This window comes from Ruminococcus intestinalis (assembly GCF_014288065.1).
Classification (GTDB): Bacteria; Bacillota; Clostridia; order Oscillospirales; family Acutalibacteraceae; genus Ruminococcoides; species Ruminococcoides intestinale_A.
The window spans coordinates 438,328-453,052 of sequence record NZ_JACOPS010000001.1; the positions used below are offsets into that span (position 1 = coordinate 438,328).

A 14,725-nucleotide genomic window follows, 5' to 3' on the forward strand; every position below is an offset into this window, starting at 1 on the left:
AGAAATATTTGGATATTTATCAGATTATCATAACGTATAATAAAGCTTGGACAAAAGAAGAAACTGTATGCTTTGGTATTATATTAATATTTCTATCAGGAATACTTGCAATAAGTGTGTATAAACACAAAATACTTAAACAACAGGCAGTAGCTATATTATTACTTGCAATATATCTTGGGATTGTGTTGGGCTCGACGGTATTCACAAGGGAATCATCAATACGTAGCTATAAGCTCATGCCTTTGTGGTCATGGAAAGAAATTCTATTTGGAAATGATGCGAGAGAATTGTTGATAGAAAATTTATTAAATGTTATCTTGCTATTACCAATGGGCGCATTATTACCTTTTGTTTTTGGAAAAAATTGAAGATTAAAAAGCTTTTTTATATGGATTTTTTGTATCGGTAGTAATTGAATGTTGCCAATTAGTATTAAAATGCGGACTATTTGAATGGGATGATATGATTCATAATGGAATTGGCTGTATGTTAGGTGATATGATAGGAAATACAATATTGAATGAATGGCGGAGATTAAAAGGGAACAGGAATATATAGTATAGACTATAGAATAGGAATATGGAGGGGAAAATCAAGTTAGTAACAACAAGGATAGTGTTAGCATCTAAATTGGTTTTGGCAGGAGTACGGCACAAAAGGCGGTTAGTTCTGCAAATAAACATTATCTTGATTGGAGTAAAGAGCATAACATAAATAGCATTAAAACTCTAGCAGATTATTATAATGTGAAGTATAATGATAGTAAGTGGTATGCACTTCTTCAGGGATATGTTAAAGTTGTTAATAAAGGTGATATTTCTCCTTTGATAGGTTTTGATTTATATGAAATTAAAGCCAAAGAAATTAAAGATGAGCTTGTTGGTCTGAAAATTAGTAATGACATAAATTATGAAATAACAGACTTCTCTACGCATTTTATTGACAGAGTGTTAGGTCAAACCTCAACAAGTCACGAAGGAATGCGATTAGGTACAACCATAGAGCAACTTAAAGATAGTATTGCCAATCCCCGAAAAATTTCAGAACCGTTTTTTAAAAATATGAAAAAGAATGGTGAGGAATATTTGGATGAACGCATAAATATTACTGGTAAAAGTTGTTCTTTCGTATATAGCGTAAAAGACAAATTGCTTGTTCAAGCTACATCATTCGGAGAGGATATTATATTATGATTATAATAAATGATAAAAATAAAAAATTTGTTAAAAATCACATTCCAAAAGCAGATGAAATATTAAACTCAGCTTCAGTAAGAGATGCCCTTGTAGCTTTTTCGGATTGGCTTGCTATGAATCCTGATTGTTGGGATGAAAATGGTTATGACTATAGTGACTTGGGAAGACAAGCTCAAAAAGTATATGATGATATATTGTACGATAATGTTTATGCTAATAAATCAAATGCATAAAATTGTCTTATATCGCATTTTAATTAAAAATGTAAAGTTACACCACTAATCAATTAAAACGCAAATTAAACGATTTTAAACGGCATTTAAAGGAGCTGTAAAAAAACAGCCAAAATAAAAAACGACTGCATTCTAACCGAAAGGTAGGAATGCAGTCATTTTTGTGATATAATTTACTATCAACGAAAAACCATATCAACAAGGTACATAAAACTAAAAAGTTTTCTACATTAAAGGTGCTTGGCTTTGCACCTTTTCGAGTTATGCCCAAATTTTAAACATTTTTAACATTCTTCATATTTTCATATCATATTTTTATACAATTTCAAGAATGCAAGCAAAAAATCACCGAGGCTCACTTTTTCGTGAATCTCGGCTTTTTGATATGCTGTTTTTTACAGCACCTATCGTCAGATTGCATAAACGGAAAGTATTTGTGGGCTTTGCCCACAACCACAACCTTTGAAAAGGTCGACCAAACTTTTACAATTACTTGATAAAACAGTTTTCTAAACCATAATTTACCAAAACTTGTGATAAAGAACCGTTTTAACGAAAATTGTTATGGGTATGTGTTACTACACCTTAAATTTACGGCATAATTTAGTATTCTTAGATGTAAACGGTTATTTTGCATTTGATTTAAAATCAGCCTTGTATTAAAAACATAAAGAATATAAGCATATAAAATCAGTGACTTGCTTAGTTAATAGAAGTAGGTGAGGGTTTTTTACTGTATTTGCATATTATAATACAGTTAAAAGCAATGTTTTACGGGAAACAGGCAAAAAGAAAAACCGCACACAAGCCTTAAAAACGGCTTGGTAATGCGGTTTATTTGTGGAGCTGGTGAACGGACTTGAACCGTCGACCTACTGATTACGAATCAGTTGCGCTACCAACTGCGCCACACCAGCAAATCGTGACTAACAACAATTATTATACAACGAATATTTGAAAATTTCAAGACTTATTTTGGGAACAATATGGTAATAATTTACAGTGATTTATATTCACTTTTGTGGAATTATTATAAACTTTGTATTATAATTGTTGTAATAGTTAAAATATATATCAAGCATTTATATACAAAGGGTGTGTAGAATTGGCTAAATACGAAGGAAAAAACAGTTCTTTTGCATTAAGACTAAAACAACATCGTGAACTTTGCAGACTTACACAGCAGCAGGTTGCCGATATTTTGAATATTAACAGAACAACCTATACAAAGTATGAAACAGGTGTGTCCGAGCCGAGCCATGAAGTTTTAAGAAAAATTGTTTCTATTTTCGGCACGGATTATAACACTTTGCTTGGTAACGGAAGTTCTTTCTTACCGATAGTTCAGGATCCTGACGATACTTTGAAACTGTATAATCTTTCAAATGACGAAAAAAAGCTTTTGATTGCTTACAGAGCAATGTCCGACGAAAATAAAGCGGATACACTTAATAAGATGAAAGAAAAATTGGGAATTGTTAATAAGTGATTTCGGATAGCATGGGGTTAATTTTGGATTAATAAATGTAATAAAATCACGCATAAAATGAACATAAAAATTTGTAAAAATCCTTTACATTTATTATCCTTTGTGTTATAATCAACTTGTTGACCGCTGCCTCGGAACAAGGGTTAAGCCGATAATTCGGATTTTCACAGCCTTACTCTGGGACGGTTGGCTAAAATTTTTACAAAGGTGGAAACGCAAATGTTAAAAGAAGAAAAGCAGGCTATCATGGCCGAGTACGCTACTCACGAAGGCGACACAGGTTCTCCTGAGGTACAGATTGCTCTCCTTACAAAGAGAATTAATGACCTTACAGAGCACCTCAAGGTTCATAAGAAAGACCATCACAGCAGAAGAGGTCTTCTTAAGATGGTTGGTCAGAGAAGAAGCCTTCTCAACTACCTCATTAAGGTAGACATTGAGAGATACCGTTCTATCATTGCAAGACTTGGTATCCGTAAGTAATTTTGCAATATCAGGGCAAGCGCAAGCTTGCCCTAAATTCCGTTTTTGCGTAAATTTTCTCAGCTGTATTTTAGCGGTAAAACGGGTAAAAAATCTGTAAAATTTTATTGTTTTTATCGGTTTTATTGCTAAAACAGCGTGAAAATCCGCAAGATGTTTATTACAGAAATCGTATGATTTCAGAAAGGATTTTTACAATGAACAGATTAATGACATTCGACAAATACAGAGTGTTTGAAACAGAATTTGCCGGCAGACCTTTAAAGGTTGAAACAGGTAAAATGACACAGCTTGCCAACGGTGCTTGTCTTGTACATTACGGTGATACAACAGTTCATGTTGCTGTTACCGCATCGCCAAAGCCGAGAGAGGGCGTTGACTTTTTCCCGCTTTCAGTTGACTATGAAGAGAAGATGTATGCCGTAGGTAAGATTCCGGGTGCCTATCTCAAGAGGGAGGGCAGACCGTCTGAAAAGGCTATCCTTACAAGCCGTGTAATTGACCGTCCGATCCGTCCGCTTTTTGACAAGAGCATGAGAAACGACGTTTCTATCGTTTGTACCGTAATGAGCGTTGACTTGGACTGCTCACCTGAAATTACAGCTATGATAGGTGCGTCAATCGCTATTTCAATTTCTGATGTTCCGTGGAATGGTCCTATTTCAGGCTGTTCTGTAGGTATGATTGACGGCGAGTACATCATCAACCCGACAGAGGCACAGAGAGCTGTTTCTAAGATGGCTACTACCGTTGCGTCAACAAGCACAAGAATTGCTATGATTGAGGCAGGTGCAGACTGCGTTACAGATGATGAGATGTACAATGCCATTATGGCAGGTCACGAGGCTAACCAGAAGATTATTAAGTTTATTGAGGGCATCAAGGCCGAAATCGGCAAGCCTAAGTTTGAGTTTGCAAGTCTTGAGCCTGACCACGATATGTTTGAGGCTATCAAGGCATTTGCAGAGGAAGATGTAAAGGTTGCTCTTGACACCGATGACAAGACAGTTCGTGACGAGAGATTAAAGCCTATTTACGAGGCTGTTCACGCAAAATTTGATGAGATTTATCCTGACAGTGAAGCGCTTATTGACGAGTGCCTTTACAAGACACAGAAGTTCATCGTTCGTCGTTGGCTGCTTGACGAGCAGAAGCGTGTTGACGGCAGAGGTATGGATGATATTCGTCCGCTCGCAGCAGAAGTTTCTGTACTTCCGAGAGTTCACGGTTCGGGTTTGTTTACAAGAGGACAGACACAGGTTCTTACAATCGCTACTCTCGGCCCTGTATCTGACAAGCAGTTGCTTGACGGTATTGACGGCGAAACAGAGAAGCGTTACATTCACCACTATAACTTCCCGAGCTATTCAGTAGGCGAAACAAAGCCAAGCAGAGGTCCGGGCAGAAGAGAAATCGGTCACGGCGCACTTGCAGAGCGTGCTCTCGTTCCTGTAATTCCGCCTGTTGAGGAGTTCCCATATGCATTAAGACTTGTATCAGAGGTTCTTTCTTCAAACGGCTCAACCTCACAGGGTTCAATCTGCGGTTCTACACTTGCACTTATGGATGCCGGTGTTCCGATTAAAGCCCCTGTTGCAGGTATTTCTTGCGGTCTTATTACAGAGGGCGAGCGTTGGATGACAATGGTTGACATTCAGGGTCTTGAGGACTTCTTTGGCGATATGGACTTTAAGGTAGCAGGTACAAAAGACGGTATTACAGCTATTCAGATGGACCTTAAAATCAGCGGTCTTACACCTGAAATGATTAAAGAGGCTCTTGCAAAGACACATAAGGCTCGTAACTATATTCTCGATGAGGTTATGCTCAAGGCTATTGCAGAGCCGAGAAAAGAACTTTCTCCGTATGCTCCTAAGATGTACACAACTACAATTCCTGCCGAGAAAATCAGCGAGGTTATCGGTAAGAGCGGTAAGGTTATCAAGGAAATTCAGGCTGAATGTGAAGTTAAAGTTGACATTGAAGAAGACGGCGATTACGGTAAGGTATTCGTATCGGGTATTGATGCTGACAAATGCAACAGAGCTATTGAGATTATCAAGACTATCGCTATTGATCCGGAGCCGGGCGCAATGTACCTCGGTAAGGTAACAAGACTTATGGATTTCGGTGCATTTGTAGAGATTGCACCTGGCAAAGAGGGTCTTGTTCACATTTCACAGCTTGATGTAAAGCGTGTTGACAAGGTAACTGATGTTGTCAATGTTGGCGATGTGATTCGTGTAAAAGTAATGGAAATTGACGAAAAGGGCAGACTTAACCTTTCTCGCCGTCAGGTTCTCATAGATGTTGACGGTCTTACTCCTGAAAACGATGTAGATACAGAGAGAAAGCCACGCCCACGCAGACCTTTTAATGAGAGAAGAAACAACAGAAGATAAATTCTGCTGAAAAGCAGTGAAACACTCCGCTTTGGATTGCCAAGGCGGAGTGTTTGTTTTAATTATTTAGCTTCAAATACGCTAAACCATAAATTATTAATATTTTTTTATTAAAAAAATAAAACGAAAAGCTCATTGGTTTTGCAAATAATCTAAAACCGATGAGCTTTAAATTTATCCCTGCGGAATGAATCCCGAAATAAATACAATCAATACAAGAACAGGTAATACATATTTTATATACGGTTTAAAAAATCTTGGAAATTTGATACCCTCGCCCTGATTACACTCATTCAAATAGCCGTCAAATCCCCAACCGAATTTTGTTGAACAGAAGAGCGAATACAAGAATGCGCCTACAGGAAGAAGAATATTGCTTACCGCAAAGTCCTCAATATCAAGTACGCCTTTGCCTAAAATATTGAATCCGCTTAAAAGATTAAATCCGAAAATGCAAGGCAGACAGCCTATAAGCATAATTATCGCATTTATAATTACTGATTTTGTGCGGCTCATATTGAACATATCAATACAGAACGAAATCAGATTTTCAAACACCGCAATTACGGTTGAGAAACACGCAAAGGTCATAAACATAAAGAACAGCGTGCCCCAAATTCTGCCGCCTGCCATATTTACAAATACATTCGGCAGTGTAACAAATATAAGAGCAGGACCTTGATTCGGCTCAACTCCGTATGAAAAACAGGCAGGGAAGATGATAAGTCCTGCGGTAATAGCGACAAAAGTATCAAGTATGCAAATTTTAATTGATTCGCTCGGCAAAGTTTTTTCTCTTGTCATATAACTGCCTAAAATTTCCATAGAAGCAATGCCGAGGCTTAGTGTAAAGAATGCCTGACTCATTGCTGATGTAATTATATGTCCGATTCCGATTGACTGCACTTTTTCTAAATCAGGCACAAGGTAAAACTTTATGCCCTCGGCAGCACCCGATAAAGTAAGACTGTTTATCGCAAGAATAATAATCAGCGCAAGCAATAAAATCATCATAATCTTGCTGACTTTTTCAATTCCGTTTTGTATGCCTTTGCTGCACACAAAAAATCCTGCAATAGCCATAACAGCCATCCATATTATCATCTCAACAGGATTAGACATCAGATTTGAAAATACATTGCCGACCTGTTCCGCCGTCATTCCGCTTTCAAATGTACCCGTTGCAAATTTGAAAAAGTAGCTTAGCATCCAACCCGATACAGGTGTGTAGTACATCATAAGCAGATAGCAGCCGAGTATGCAGAAACAACCGTGAATGTGCCACTTGCTTTTTGGTTTTTCAAGTTTTTTGTATGCGAGTACGGCACTTTTTTTACTTGCTCTGCCAATTGCAAGTTCCATAGTCAGCACGGGTATGCCCATAATTACGAGGAACAGCAGGTAAAGGAGTACAAATATTCCGCCGCCGTTCTGACCTGTAACATAAGGAAATCGCCATACATTGCCGATACCGATTGCACAGCCTGCACTGACAAGTATAAATCCGAGTTTGGATTTAAAATTTTCTCTTTCCATAAATAATCTCCTAAAAGGCAAAATACATTATAATTATATAAAATATTAATATACATTGTCAAGCAATTTAAAAATAAAGTATATAAAATAAGAATTATTATTATTTTACTTGATTTTTCCAAAATATGTGATATAATAAAGTAAAATAAGTAGTGATTACTAAGTTATCTGATTTAGCGTAATAGAAACTTTATTTTAGGGGGTTAAGTAATGGATAAAGTTAATTTAAGAAAAATCGCAATAATAGGTTGCGGATTTGTAGGTTCGGCATCGGCTTTTGCGTTAATGCAGAGCAAAATGTTTTCGGAAATCGTGTTGATTGACGCAGACAAAGATAAGGCAGAGGGCGAGGCTATGGATATAAGCCACGGTATTCCTTTTGTCGGAAATATGAAAATCTATGCAGGTAGCTATGACGATATAGTTGACGCTTCAATTATTGTAATTACTGCCGGTGCGGGACAAAAGCCGGGTGAAACAAGACTTGACCTTGTACATAAGAATGTCGGAATTTTTAAGAGTATTATTCCTGAAATTGCAAAAAGAAAATGCCGCGGCATATTGCTTGTGGTTGCAAACCCTGTTGATATTCTTACATATACGGCTCTTAAACTTTCGGGTTTTGAGGAGAACAGGGTTATCGGTTCGGGTACAGTGCTTGATACCGCAAGACTTAAATGTCAGCTCGGTGAGCATTTGTCGGTTGACAGTCAGAGTGTGCACGCATATATTATAGGTGAGCACGGTGACAGCGAAATTGCCGTATGGAGCAGTGCGAATGTTTCGGGTATTCCGCTTGATGATTTCTGTGAGATGAGAGGTCACTATAATCACGATAAATCGCAGGAAAATATCGCAGAAAAGGTTAAAAACAGTGCCTATGAAATAATTGCGAAAAAGCGTGCTACATATTACGGTGTTGCTATGGCGGTAAAGAGAATTTGCGAGGCAATTATCCGTGACGAAAAATCCATACTTCCTATTTCTTCACTGATGCACGGCGAGTTTGGTATTGACGATGTAGTGCTTAGTATGCCGTCGATTGTGGGTGCAAACGGTATTGAAACTAAAGTTCCGATTTCTCTTAGCGAGGACGAAGAAATCAATCTTAAGAAATCTGCCGATACTTTGCGCAGTATTCTTGATGATTGCGAAATTTAAAAGAAGAGTAAAAGGTGGCTGAAAATTCAGTCACCTTTTTGCTTTTATATTTAATTGTGCGATAAGTTGTAATGAATTTTTATGATAGTATGATAATTAAGGGATAGCGTAGTGTTTCGTTATGCAATTAAAAAATTTTCCAATACTATAAATTCCAAATAACCTCTTACAAATCAGTTTCTGTATCAAGCAAAACAAAATGATTTTTTCTGTAGTCTAAAATACCGTCTGATTTCATTTTGCTAAGTTCTTTAGAAAGAGCACTGCGGTCGAGATTTAAGTAATCTGCCATCTGCTGACGGTCAAACGGTATTTCAAAGTCTGTAGAATCGGCTTTTACCGATTCTTCCGACAGATAGGCAAGAACTCTTGTACGCACTGCTTTTGATGAAGTGCAAAAAATTCTTCGTGAAAGAGCAAGATTTTTTTGAGCCGAAAGCATAAGCAGACTGTTCATAAATTTCGGGTACCACGGCTGATTACTGTTTTCCGGTTTAAGAGCGTTTTTTAAATTTATAAATAAAATTTCGCAACATTCGGCGCATACAACATTGACCATCATCGGAGTTTGCGAAAGGGCATAGGTTTCCGCAAAAATTTCTCCTTCGTTTGCATAACTGATTATACTTTTATTGCCCCATATATCAATGTTCTCTATAATGACATTTCCCGAGAGCACAATTCCTACGCTGTCTATAACATCTCCCATATGATAAATATGTGTGTTTTTTGCATAAATGCGTTTTTTCATAAATTTACTCTTGTTCATTTGAGTAATTTCCTGTTCAGACATATTTTTAAATAAAAGTATATCACAAAATTTCATAAAAGCCTCATTTCGTTGCTATAACAACATAATTTCATTTCTGATTATATTATAATTTATTTGCAAAATCAATACGGAGGTATTTAAGATGATAAGAAGAATTATAAATATAGATGAAGAAAAGTGTAACGGTTGCGGTGCTTGTGCAAATGCCTGTCACGAGGGTGCGATTACAATGGTAAACGGTAAGGCTAAACTTTTGCGTGATGATTATTGCGACGGACTCGGTGACTGTCTGCCAACCTGCCCTACGGGTGCGATTTCTTTTGTTGAGCGCGAGGCTCTCGCATATGATGAAGAGGCGGTAAAAGCCAATATGAAGAAAAAGTCAGAAACATTCGGCGGCTGTCCCGGACACAGACTGCAGACATTTAACAGAGAAAGCTCTAAAAATACTGCTTTTGCTCAAGATGTAAAAATGCCGTCACAGCTTGGTCAGTGGCCGTGTCAGATAAAACTTGTGCCTGTAAACGCTCCGTACTTTGACGGCGCAAAGCTGCTTATTGCCGCCGACTGCACAGCATATGCTTATGCGCAGATGCACAATGATTTTATGCGTGGGAAAATTACACTCATAGGCTGCCCTAAACTTGACGATATTGATTACAGCGAAAAACTTGAAAGTATAATTGCAAATAACAATATTTGGAGCGTGTCCGTAGTTCGTATGGAAGTACCGTGCTGCGGAGGTCTTGAGTACGCCGTAAAAAGAGCGTTACAAAACAGCGGAAAGTTTATACCGTGGCAGGTTGTTACAATTTCCACTGACGGTAAAATTTTAGATTAAATAATAAATTTCAACTAAAGCCTTTACATTTGTAGAGGCTTTTTTATGTAGGCGGGGGAGTGCGGATTTCGATTAAATTTAAAAACGAATATTCACGGAATAAAACGGTATAATATTTTCAAGGACTGCCCATTCGGACAGCCCTTGAGTAAAATTTATCAGCTTGCGTTTTTAATCTGTAATCTTAACTTATCAGAAATCATAGCAATAAATTCGCTGTTGGTTGGCTTGCCTCTGTCGTTGTGGATAGTGTAGCCAAAGTAGGAATTAAGCACATCAACATCTCCTCTGTCCCAAGCAACTTCAATTGCATGGCGAATTGCTCTTTCAACTCTGGATGATGTGGTTTCGTATTTCTTTGCTACAGACGGATATAATTGTTTTGTAACCGCATTGATTATTTCGGGATGTTCAACCGACATAATAATTGAATCCCTTAAATAGTGATAGCCTTTGATATGAGCGGGAACGCCGATTTCGTGCAAAATTTCAGTTACTTTAAGCTCAATGCCGAATGCGTCAAAAGTTACGGGATTTCCGATGAAACTTTCTTTACTGCGCTTTGTCATATTTACAATATTCTGACAAAGTTCTGAAATGTCATACGGCTTGAGTACAAAATAAGACGCTCCCGAATTCATAACCTGCTGTTCGAGAATTGCGTTGTGGAATGATGAGAATACTATGAAAAGCGGAGCTTTAAGTTTATCTCGTCTTACACTGCGCATTACGCCTATTGCGTCGAGTCTGGTCATAAATGAATCCATAAGGACTACATCCGGCTGTTCTGCCTTAATTCGGTTCAACAGTTCTTCTCCGTCTTTTGAGCAGAAAGCAGGCGTAATGTTGTAATTTTCCATTGTTGCATTGCTTTCCTGCGAAAATTCGGTTGCTTCTTCTGTGATGATGAGTTTGATTGCTTTTTCCATTGATTATTTCCCCCAGTAATTTTTCTATGAGATTATATTACCATAAATTGGTAATTTTGGCAATACTTTCCAAGCAAAAAAATTCAATAAATAATAAAATTTTTTTGGTTAAAATAATTAACTGCCAAAAATCAACGGATTTAGCTAAATTATTTGTAATTTTGCATCATATTACCAACATATATTCCGTAACCCTCGTTAGTGGAGTTTACAAAAACATGGGTAACAGCGCCTACAAGTTTACCGTCCATAACAATAGGACTGCCGCTCATACCCTGAACAATACCGCCCGCTTTATCAAGTAATTCTTCATCGGTTACTTTAAGCGTAAAACTTTCGGCAGAGTTTGTGTTTCTGCTTATGCTTGTAATTTCAATGCTGTATGCTTTCGGCGTATTGCCCTCAAGAGTGGTATAAACAGTCGCTTTACCCGTTTTCAGTTCGGATTCTTTTGCAACTTCAAGTTTTTCTTTATTTTCTGTAAGCGAAGTATCAAATGTGCCGTATATTCCGATGTCGCAGTTATCGGTAATTTTTCCTATAACTTTGTCGGAGAAATATCCGTTAAGACTGCCGGGGGAGCCGTTTGTGCTTTTTGTCACACTGCTTATTTCCGCTATAACCGCTTCACCCGAGGCAAGCGGCATAAGCGTGTAAGTGTCGCAGTCGCAAATGCCGTGACCAAGACCCGCAAAGTAATTTTCGTTAGTGTCATAATAGGTTACAGTGCCTATGCCTGCACTGCTGTCACGCACCCAAGCGCCTATGAGATAATTGCCGGCCGTGTTTTTTATAGGAACTATCTCTTTTGTAAGCGTTTTGTTGTCACGCTCAAAGGTTACTTCAAGGGTATTTCCGTCTGAATTAAGCGCAGCTTCCCGCAGTGTTTCATTGCTTGTAATTTTAGTACCGTTAATTTCCTTTATAATATCGCTTTCTTTAAGTCCGCCTTTTTTTGCGGGACAAACATATTTACTGCCGTCAAAATAACTTTCGAGTTCAACTATCATAACACCGTCCGAATACATTTTAAGTCCGAACGGTTCACCGCCGAGATAGACATATTCCGGCAGTTCTCCGCTGTTGCAGGGAATAGCAGTGGCAGAAAGTGAAATAATAGCTGTAAGGGCAACTGATAAAAATTTATTAAAAAATTTAAAAAAAATCAAAAAAATCACCTACTTTCCGTTGCCATTCTTAGTTTTTGCATTTATAATATAAGAAAACAGGATTTTTTATTATTAAAAATTTTTTTGGAAGATAAAAAGTAATTAAAGCAGTTTATAACTCAAAAATGTTATTATTTTTATAAATTAAAAAATTTTACATTGAAAGGAATTAGAATGGATACTAATTTAAAAGGACTTACTTCGCAAGAGGTAAGTCGCAGGGTAGCGGAAGGTAAGATAAATATTACCTCAAATTTAAAAACAAAATCAATCGGCAGAATATTCAGAGATAACATTTGTACTTTGTTTAACGCAATCAATGTTGTGTTGCTTGCGGCGCTTGCGTTTGTCGGCTCTTACAAGAATATGCTTTTTATCGGCATTATGATTGCCAACACAACAATCGGTATAGTGCAGGAAATTCGTTCAAAGAAAAGTGTAGATAAACTGACTATCCTTTCCGAAAAGAAAGTTACTGTAGTGCGTGACGGCAGAGAGTGCGAAATAAGCAGAGATGAAATTGTACAGGACGATGTGGTTGTTCTTTCCAGAGGCTCGCAGATTCCCGCCGACTGTATTGTGTGTGAGGGCGAATGCAAGGTAAATGAAAGCCTGCTTACAGGCGAATCGGATCTTATAGAAAAAAAAGTCGGTGACGAACTGCTTTCGGGCAGTTTTATCAGTCTTGGCAAATGTTACGCAAAGGCAAACAAAGTCGGCGCAGAAAGCTATGCGGCAAAAATTAACGATGAGGCAAAGTACATAAAGAAAGTTAATTCGGAAATTTTGCGTTCCTTTAATTTTATTATAAAAATATGTACTTTTATTCTTTTTCCCGTAGGCATCGCTTTCTTTATAAGACAGTTTGGTATCAATGACGGCGATTTGCAGGCTACTGTTGTAAGTACGGTTGCGGCTTTGCTCGGTATGATTCCTAAGGGTATGATTTTGCTTACAAGTTCCGTGCTCGCTGTTTCTATTATACGATTGACACGGAAAAAGGTGCTTGTGCAGGAGATGTATTGCATAGAAACTCTCGCAAGGGTTGATGTACTCTGCCTTGACAAAACGGGCACTCTCACTACCGATGAGATGAATGTTACTGATGTTATCACTATGTGTAATAAGGAAGAAATCGGCACGGCGCTTGCCTCAATCGCAAAATATTCCGACGACAAAAACGCAACTTTGCTTGCAATTGAAAAGTACGCAAAAGGACAAAAGCATATCGGCTGTAAAAAATTCTATCCGTTCTCGTCCGAAACCAAGTGGTCGGGCGGCGATTTTGATAACGGTAAATCCTATGTAATGGGTGCTGCTGAATTTATATTTAAGGATAAGAATAAGTATAAAGAGGTATTTGATACCATTGAAAGCATTAACGATACGGTAAGAATTATTGTTCTTGCCTCTTCCGAAAAGTCGCTCGGTAACGGTTTGCCCGACGATATTACTCCGCTTGCCGTTGTTCTTATTAAAGATAAACTCCGTGAAAATGTAAACAATACCATAAATTATTTTAAAGAACAGGGAGTGGCACTTAAGGTTATTTCGGGCGACAGTGTAAAAACCGTTCAGAATATCGCAAAAGATACGGGCATAACAGGTGCGGAAAACGCAATTGATATGACTACTGTAAAAACACAGGAAGAACTTGAAAAAGCGGCGGAAAATTGCAGTGTGTTCGGCAGAGTTACTCCTCAACAGAAAAAACAGCTTGTAATTGCGCTTAAGAAAAAAGGTCATTCTGTTGCTATGACGGGCGACGGTGTAAACGATGTGCTTGCATTAAAAGAGGCAGATTGTTCAATCGCAATGGCGGCAGGAAGCGACGCCGCAAGAAATGTGTCACAGCTTGTGCTCGTTAATAATGATTTTGCATCAATGCCGGGTGTTGTGGCAGAGGGCAGACGAACAATCAATAACCTTGAACGCAGTTCGGCTTTGTATATTGTAAAAACAATTTATACAATCATACTTTCGGTATTCTTCATATTCTTTCATATGCCGTATCCGTTTGAGCCTATTCATTTTTCACTTGTCGGTGCTCTTACGGTAGGTTTGCCGTCCTTTGTGCTTGCTTTGCAGCCTAATAAAAACCGAATTAAAGGTAATTTTACCTACAATATAATTGCAAGAGCGGTGCCTGCCGCATTCTGTACCGTTCTCAATATCATAGGTATGGCTGTTATTACGAAGTTTACAACGCTTGCACCTGACGAGTATTCTACAATATGTGTATATATGACGGCATTGTGTGCTTATATGCTCATCTTAAGACTTTCATATCCGTTTAATGCATTGAGAATTGCTATGCTTACTGTGTCGGCGGTCGGCATTGTGCTCGGTTGTGTATTCTTTGCCGGATTCTTCTCGCTTGTATGGCTTTCGGTTGACGGACTTATTTTGTTCGGTTTGCTGTCGGCATTTACAATTGTATCATTCAATCTTCTTTATAATTATGCCGAAAAGCTGATTGAGAAAAATAAAAACAAATATAAATAAGAAAGG

General features: G+C 37.9%; 14 protein-coding genes and 1 tRNA gene. 10 read left to right on the forward strand and 5 right to left on the reverse strand.

Annotation, left to right across the window (positions count from 1 at the left end):
- Positions 1-8: 8 nt before the first annotated feature.
- The 4 genes from H8R91_RS02150 (at position 9) to H8R91_RS02160 (ending at position 1,432) form a co-directional block, all read left to right on the forward strand.
- A complete protein-coding gene (locus H8R91_RS02150) occupies positions 9-371 on the forward strand; it encodes a hypothetical protein (RefSeq protein WP_243237675.1) in 363 nt (120 codons plus the stop codon).
- A 43-nt stretch (positions 372-414) separates the two neighbouring features.
- Entirely contained in the window at positions 415-561 is a 147-nt protein-coding gene (locus tag H8R91_RS12010) for a VanZ family protein (RefSeq protein WP_366477120.1), read from the forward strand.
- Positions 562-749: 188 nt separating this feature from the next.
- Positions 750-1,196: a hypothetical protein gene (locus H8R91_RS02155; RefSeq protein ID WP_186934683.1), complete on the forward strand. Its 447-nt coding sequence runs from the start codon at positions 750-752 to the stop codon at positions 1,194-1,196.
- Positions 1,193-1,432: a hypothetical protein gene (locus tag H8R91_RS02160; RefSeq protein ID WP_186934684.1), complete on the forward strand. Its 240-nt coding sequence runs from the start codon at positions 1,193-1,195 to the stop codon at positions 1,430-1,432. The genes H8R91_RS02155 and H8R91_RS02160 overlap by 4 nt, the downstream gene beginning before the upstream one ends.
- Positions 1,433-2,273: 841 nt before the next feature.
- Here the strand turns inward: H8R91_RS02160 and H8R91_RS02165 are convergent.
- A tRNA-Thr gene (locus H8R91_RS02165) sits at positions 2,274-2,349 on the reverse strand.
- Positions 2,350-2,537: 188 nt separating this feature from the next.
- Here H8R91_RS02165 and H8R91_RS02170 point away from each other — a divergent pair.
- The 3 genes from H8R91_RS02170 (at position 2,538) to H8R91_RS02180 (ending at position 5,806) form a co-directional block, all read left to right on the forward strand.
- Complete coding sequence (locus H8R91_RS02170; protein WP_022233877.1) at positions 2,538-2,921, forward strand: helix-turn-helix domain-containing protein; 384 nt, start codon at positions 2,538-2,540, stop codon at positions 2,919-2,921.
- Between the two features lie 219 nt (positions 2,922-3,140).
- On the forward strand, positions 3,141-3,404 hold the full coding sequence (gene rpsO, locus H8R91_RS02175) for a 30S ribosomal protein S15 (protein ID WP_022233876.1): 264 nt from the start codon (positions 3,141-3,143) through the stop codon (positions 3,402-3,404).
- Between the two features lie 197 nt (positions 3,405-3,601).
- Positions 3,602-5,806 (forward strand): polyribonucleotide nucleotidyltransferase, encoded by a 2,205-nt coding sequence (locus tag H8R91_RS02180; RefSeq protein WP_186934685.1) that lies wholly within the window; start codon positions 3,602-3,604, stop codon positions 5,804-5,806.
- Positions 5,807-5,980: 174 nt separating this feature from the next.
- Here the strand turns inward: H8R91_RS02180 and H8R91_RS02185 are convergent, their stop codons facing one another.
- Positions 5,981-7,342 carry a sodium-dependent transporter gene (locus H8R91_RS02185; RefSeq protein ID WP_186934686.1) on the reverse strand — a complete coding sequence of 454 codons (1,362 nt, stop codon included), beginning with the start codon at positions 7,340-7,342 and terminating at the stop codon, positions 5,981-5,983.
- A 210-nt stretch (positions 7,343-7,552) separates the two neighbouring features.
- On the opposite strand from H8R91_RS02185, the gene H8R91_RS02190 reads away from it, so the two are divergent.
- Entirely contained in the window at positions 7,553-8,503 is a 951-nt protein-coding gene (locus tag H8R91_RS02190) for an L-lactate dehydrogenase (RefSeq protein WP_186934687.1), read from the forward strand.
- Between the two features lie 166 nt (positions 8,504-8,669).
- Here H8R91_RS02190 and H8R91_RS02195 read toward each other — a convergent pair whose 3' ends face one another.
- Complete coding sequence (locus H8R91_RS02195) at positions 8,670-9,329, reverse strand: Crp/Fnr family transcriptional regulator (RefSeq protein WP_186934688.1); 660 nt, start codon at positions 9,327-9,329, stop codon at positions 8,670-8,672.
- An 88-nt stretch (positions 9,330-9,417) separates the two neighbouring features.
- Between H8R91_RS02195 and H8R91_RS02200 the strand changes: the two genes are divergently transcribed.
- Entirely contained in the window at positions 9,418-10,116 is a 699-nt protein-coding gene (locus H8R91_RS02200; RefSeq protein WP_186934689.1) for an ATP-binding protein, read from the forward strand.
- Between the two features lie 158 nt (positions 10,117-10,274).
- On the opposite strand, the gene spo0A is transcribed toward H8R91_RS02200, so the two are convergent.
- Both spo0A and spoIVB read right to left on the reverse strand, forming a co-directional pair.
- Complete coding sequence (gene spo0A / locus H8R91_RS02205; RefSeq protein WP_186934690.1) at positions 10,275-11,045, reverse strand: sporulation transcription factor Spo0A; 771 nt, start codon at positions 11,043-11,045, stop codon at positions 10,275-10,277.
- A gap of 149 nt (positions 11,046-11,194) precedes the next feature.
- Positions 11,195-12,214: a SpoIVB peptidase gene (gene spoIVB, locus H8R91_RS02210; protein WP_186934691.1), complete on the reverse strand. Its 1,020-nt coding sequence runs from the start codon at positions 12,212-12,214 to the stop codon at positions 11,195-11,197.
- A gap of 174 nt (positions 12,215-12,388) precedes the next feature.
- Here spoIVB and H8R91_RS02215 point away from each other — a divergent pair, with 174 nt between their 5' ends.
- A complete protein-coding gene (locus H8R91_RS02215) occupies positions 12,389-14,719 on the forward strand; it encodes an HAD-IC family P-type ATPase (protein WP_186934692.1) in 2,331 nt (776 codons plus the stop codon).
- Positions 14,720-14,725: the final 6 nt, after the last annotated feature.

Excerpts from the sequence above, each read along its gene's own strand:
- H8R91_RS02160 (WP_186934684.1), top strand. The coding sequence starts at position 1,193 with ATGATTATAATAAATGATAAAAATAAAAAATTTGTTAAAAATCACATT.
- rpsO (WP_022233876.1), top strand. The coding sequence starts at position 3,141 with ATGTTAAAAGAAGAAAAGCAGGCTATCATGGCCGAGTACGCTACTCAC.
- H8R91_RS02180 (WP_186934685.1), top strand. The coding sequence starts at position 3,602 with ATGAACAGATTAATGACATTCGACAAATACAGAGTGTTTGAAACAGAA.
- H8R91_RS02185 (WP_186934686.1), bottom strand. The coding sequence starts at position 7,342 with ATGGAAAGAGAAAATTTTAAATCCAAACTCGGATTTATACTTGTCAGT.
- H8R91_RS02190 (WP_186934687.1), top strand. The coding sequence starts at position 7,553 with ATGGATAAAGTTAATTTAAGAAAAATCGCAATAATAGGTTGCGGATTT.
- H8R91_RS02195 (WP_186934688.1), bottom strand. The coding sequence starts at position 9,329 with ATGAAATTTTGTGATATACTTTTATTTAAAAATATGTCTGAACAGGAA.
- H8R91_RS02200 (WP_186934689.1), top strand. The coding sequence starts at position 9,418 with ATGATAAGAAGAATTATAAATATAGATGAAGAAAAGTGTAACGGTTGC.
- spo0A (WP_186934690.1), bottom strand. The coding sequence starts at position 11,045 with ATGGAAAAAGCAATCAAACTCATCATCACAGAAGAAGCAACCGAATTT.
- H8R91_RS02215 (WP_186934692.1), top strand. The coding sequence starts at position 12,389 with ATGGATACTAATTTAAAAGGACTTACTTCGCAAGAGGTAAGTCGCAGG.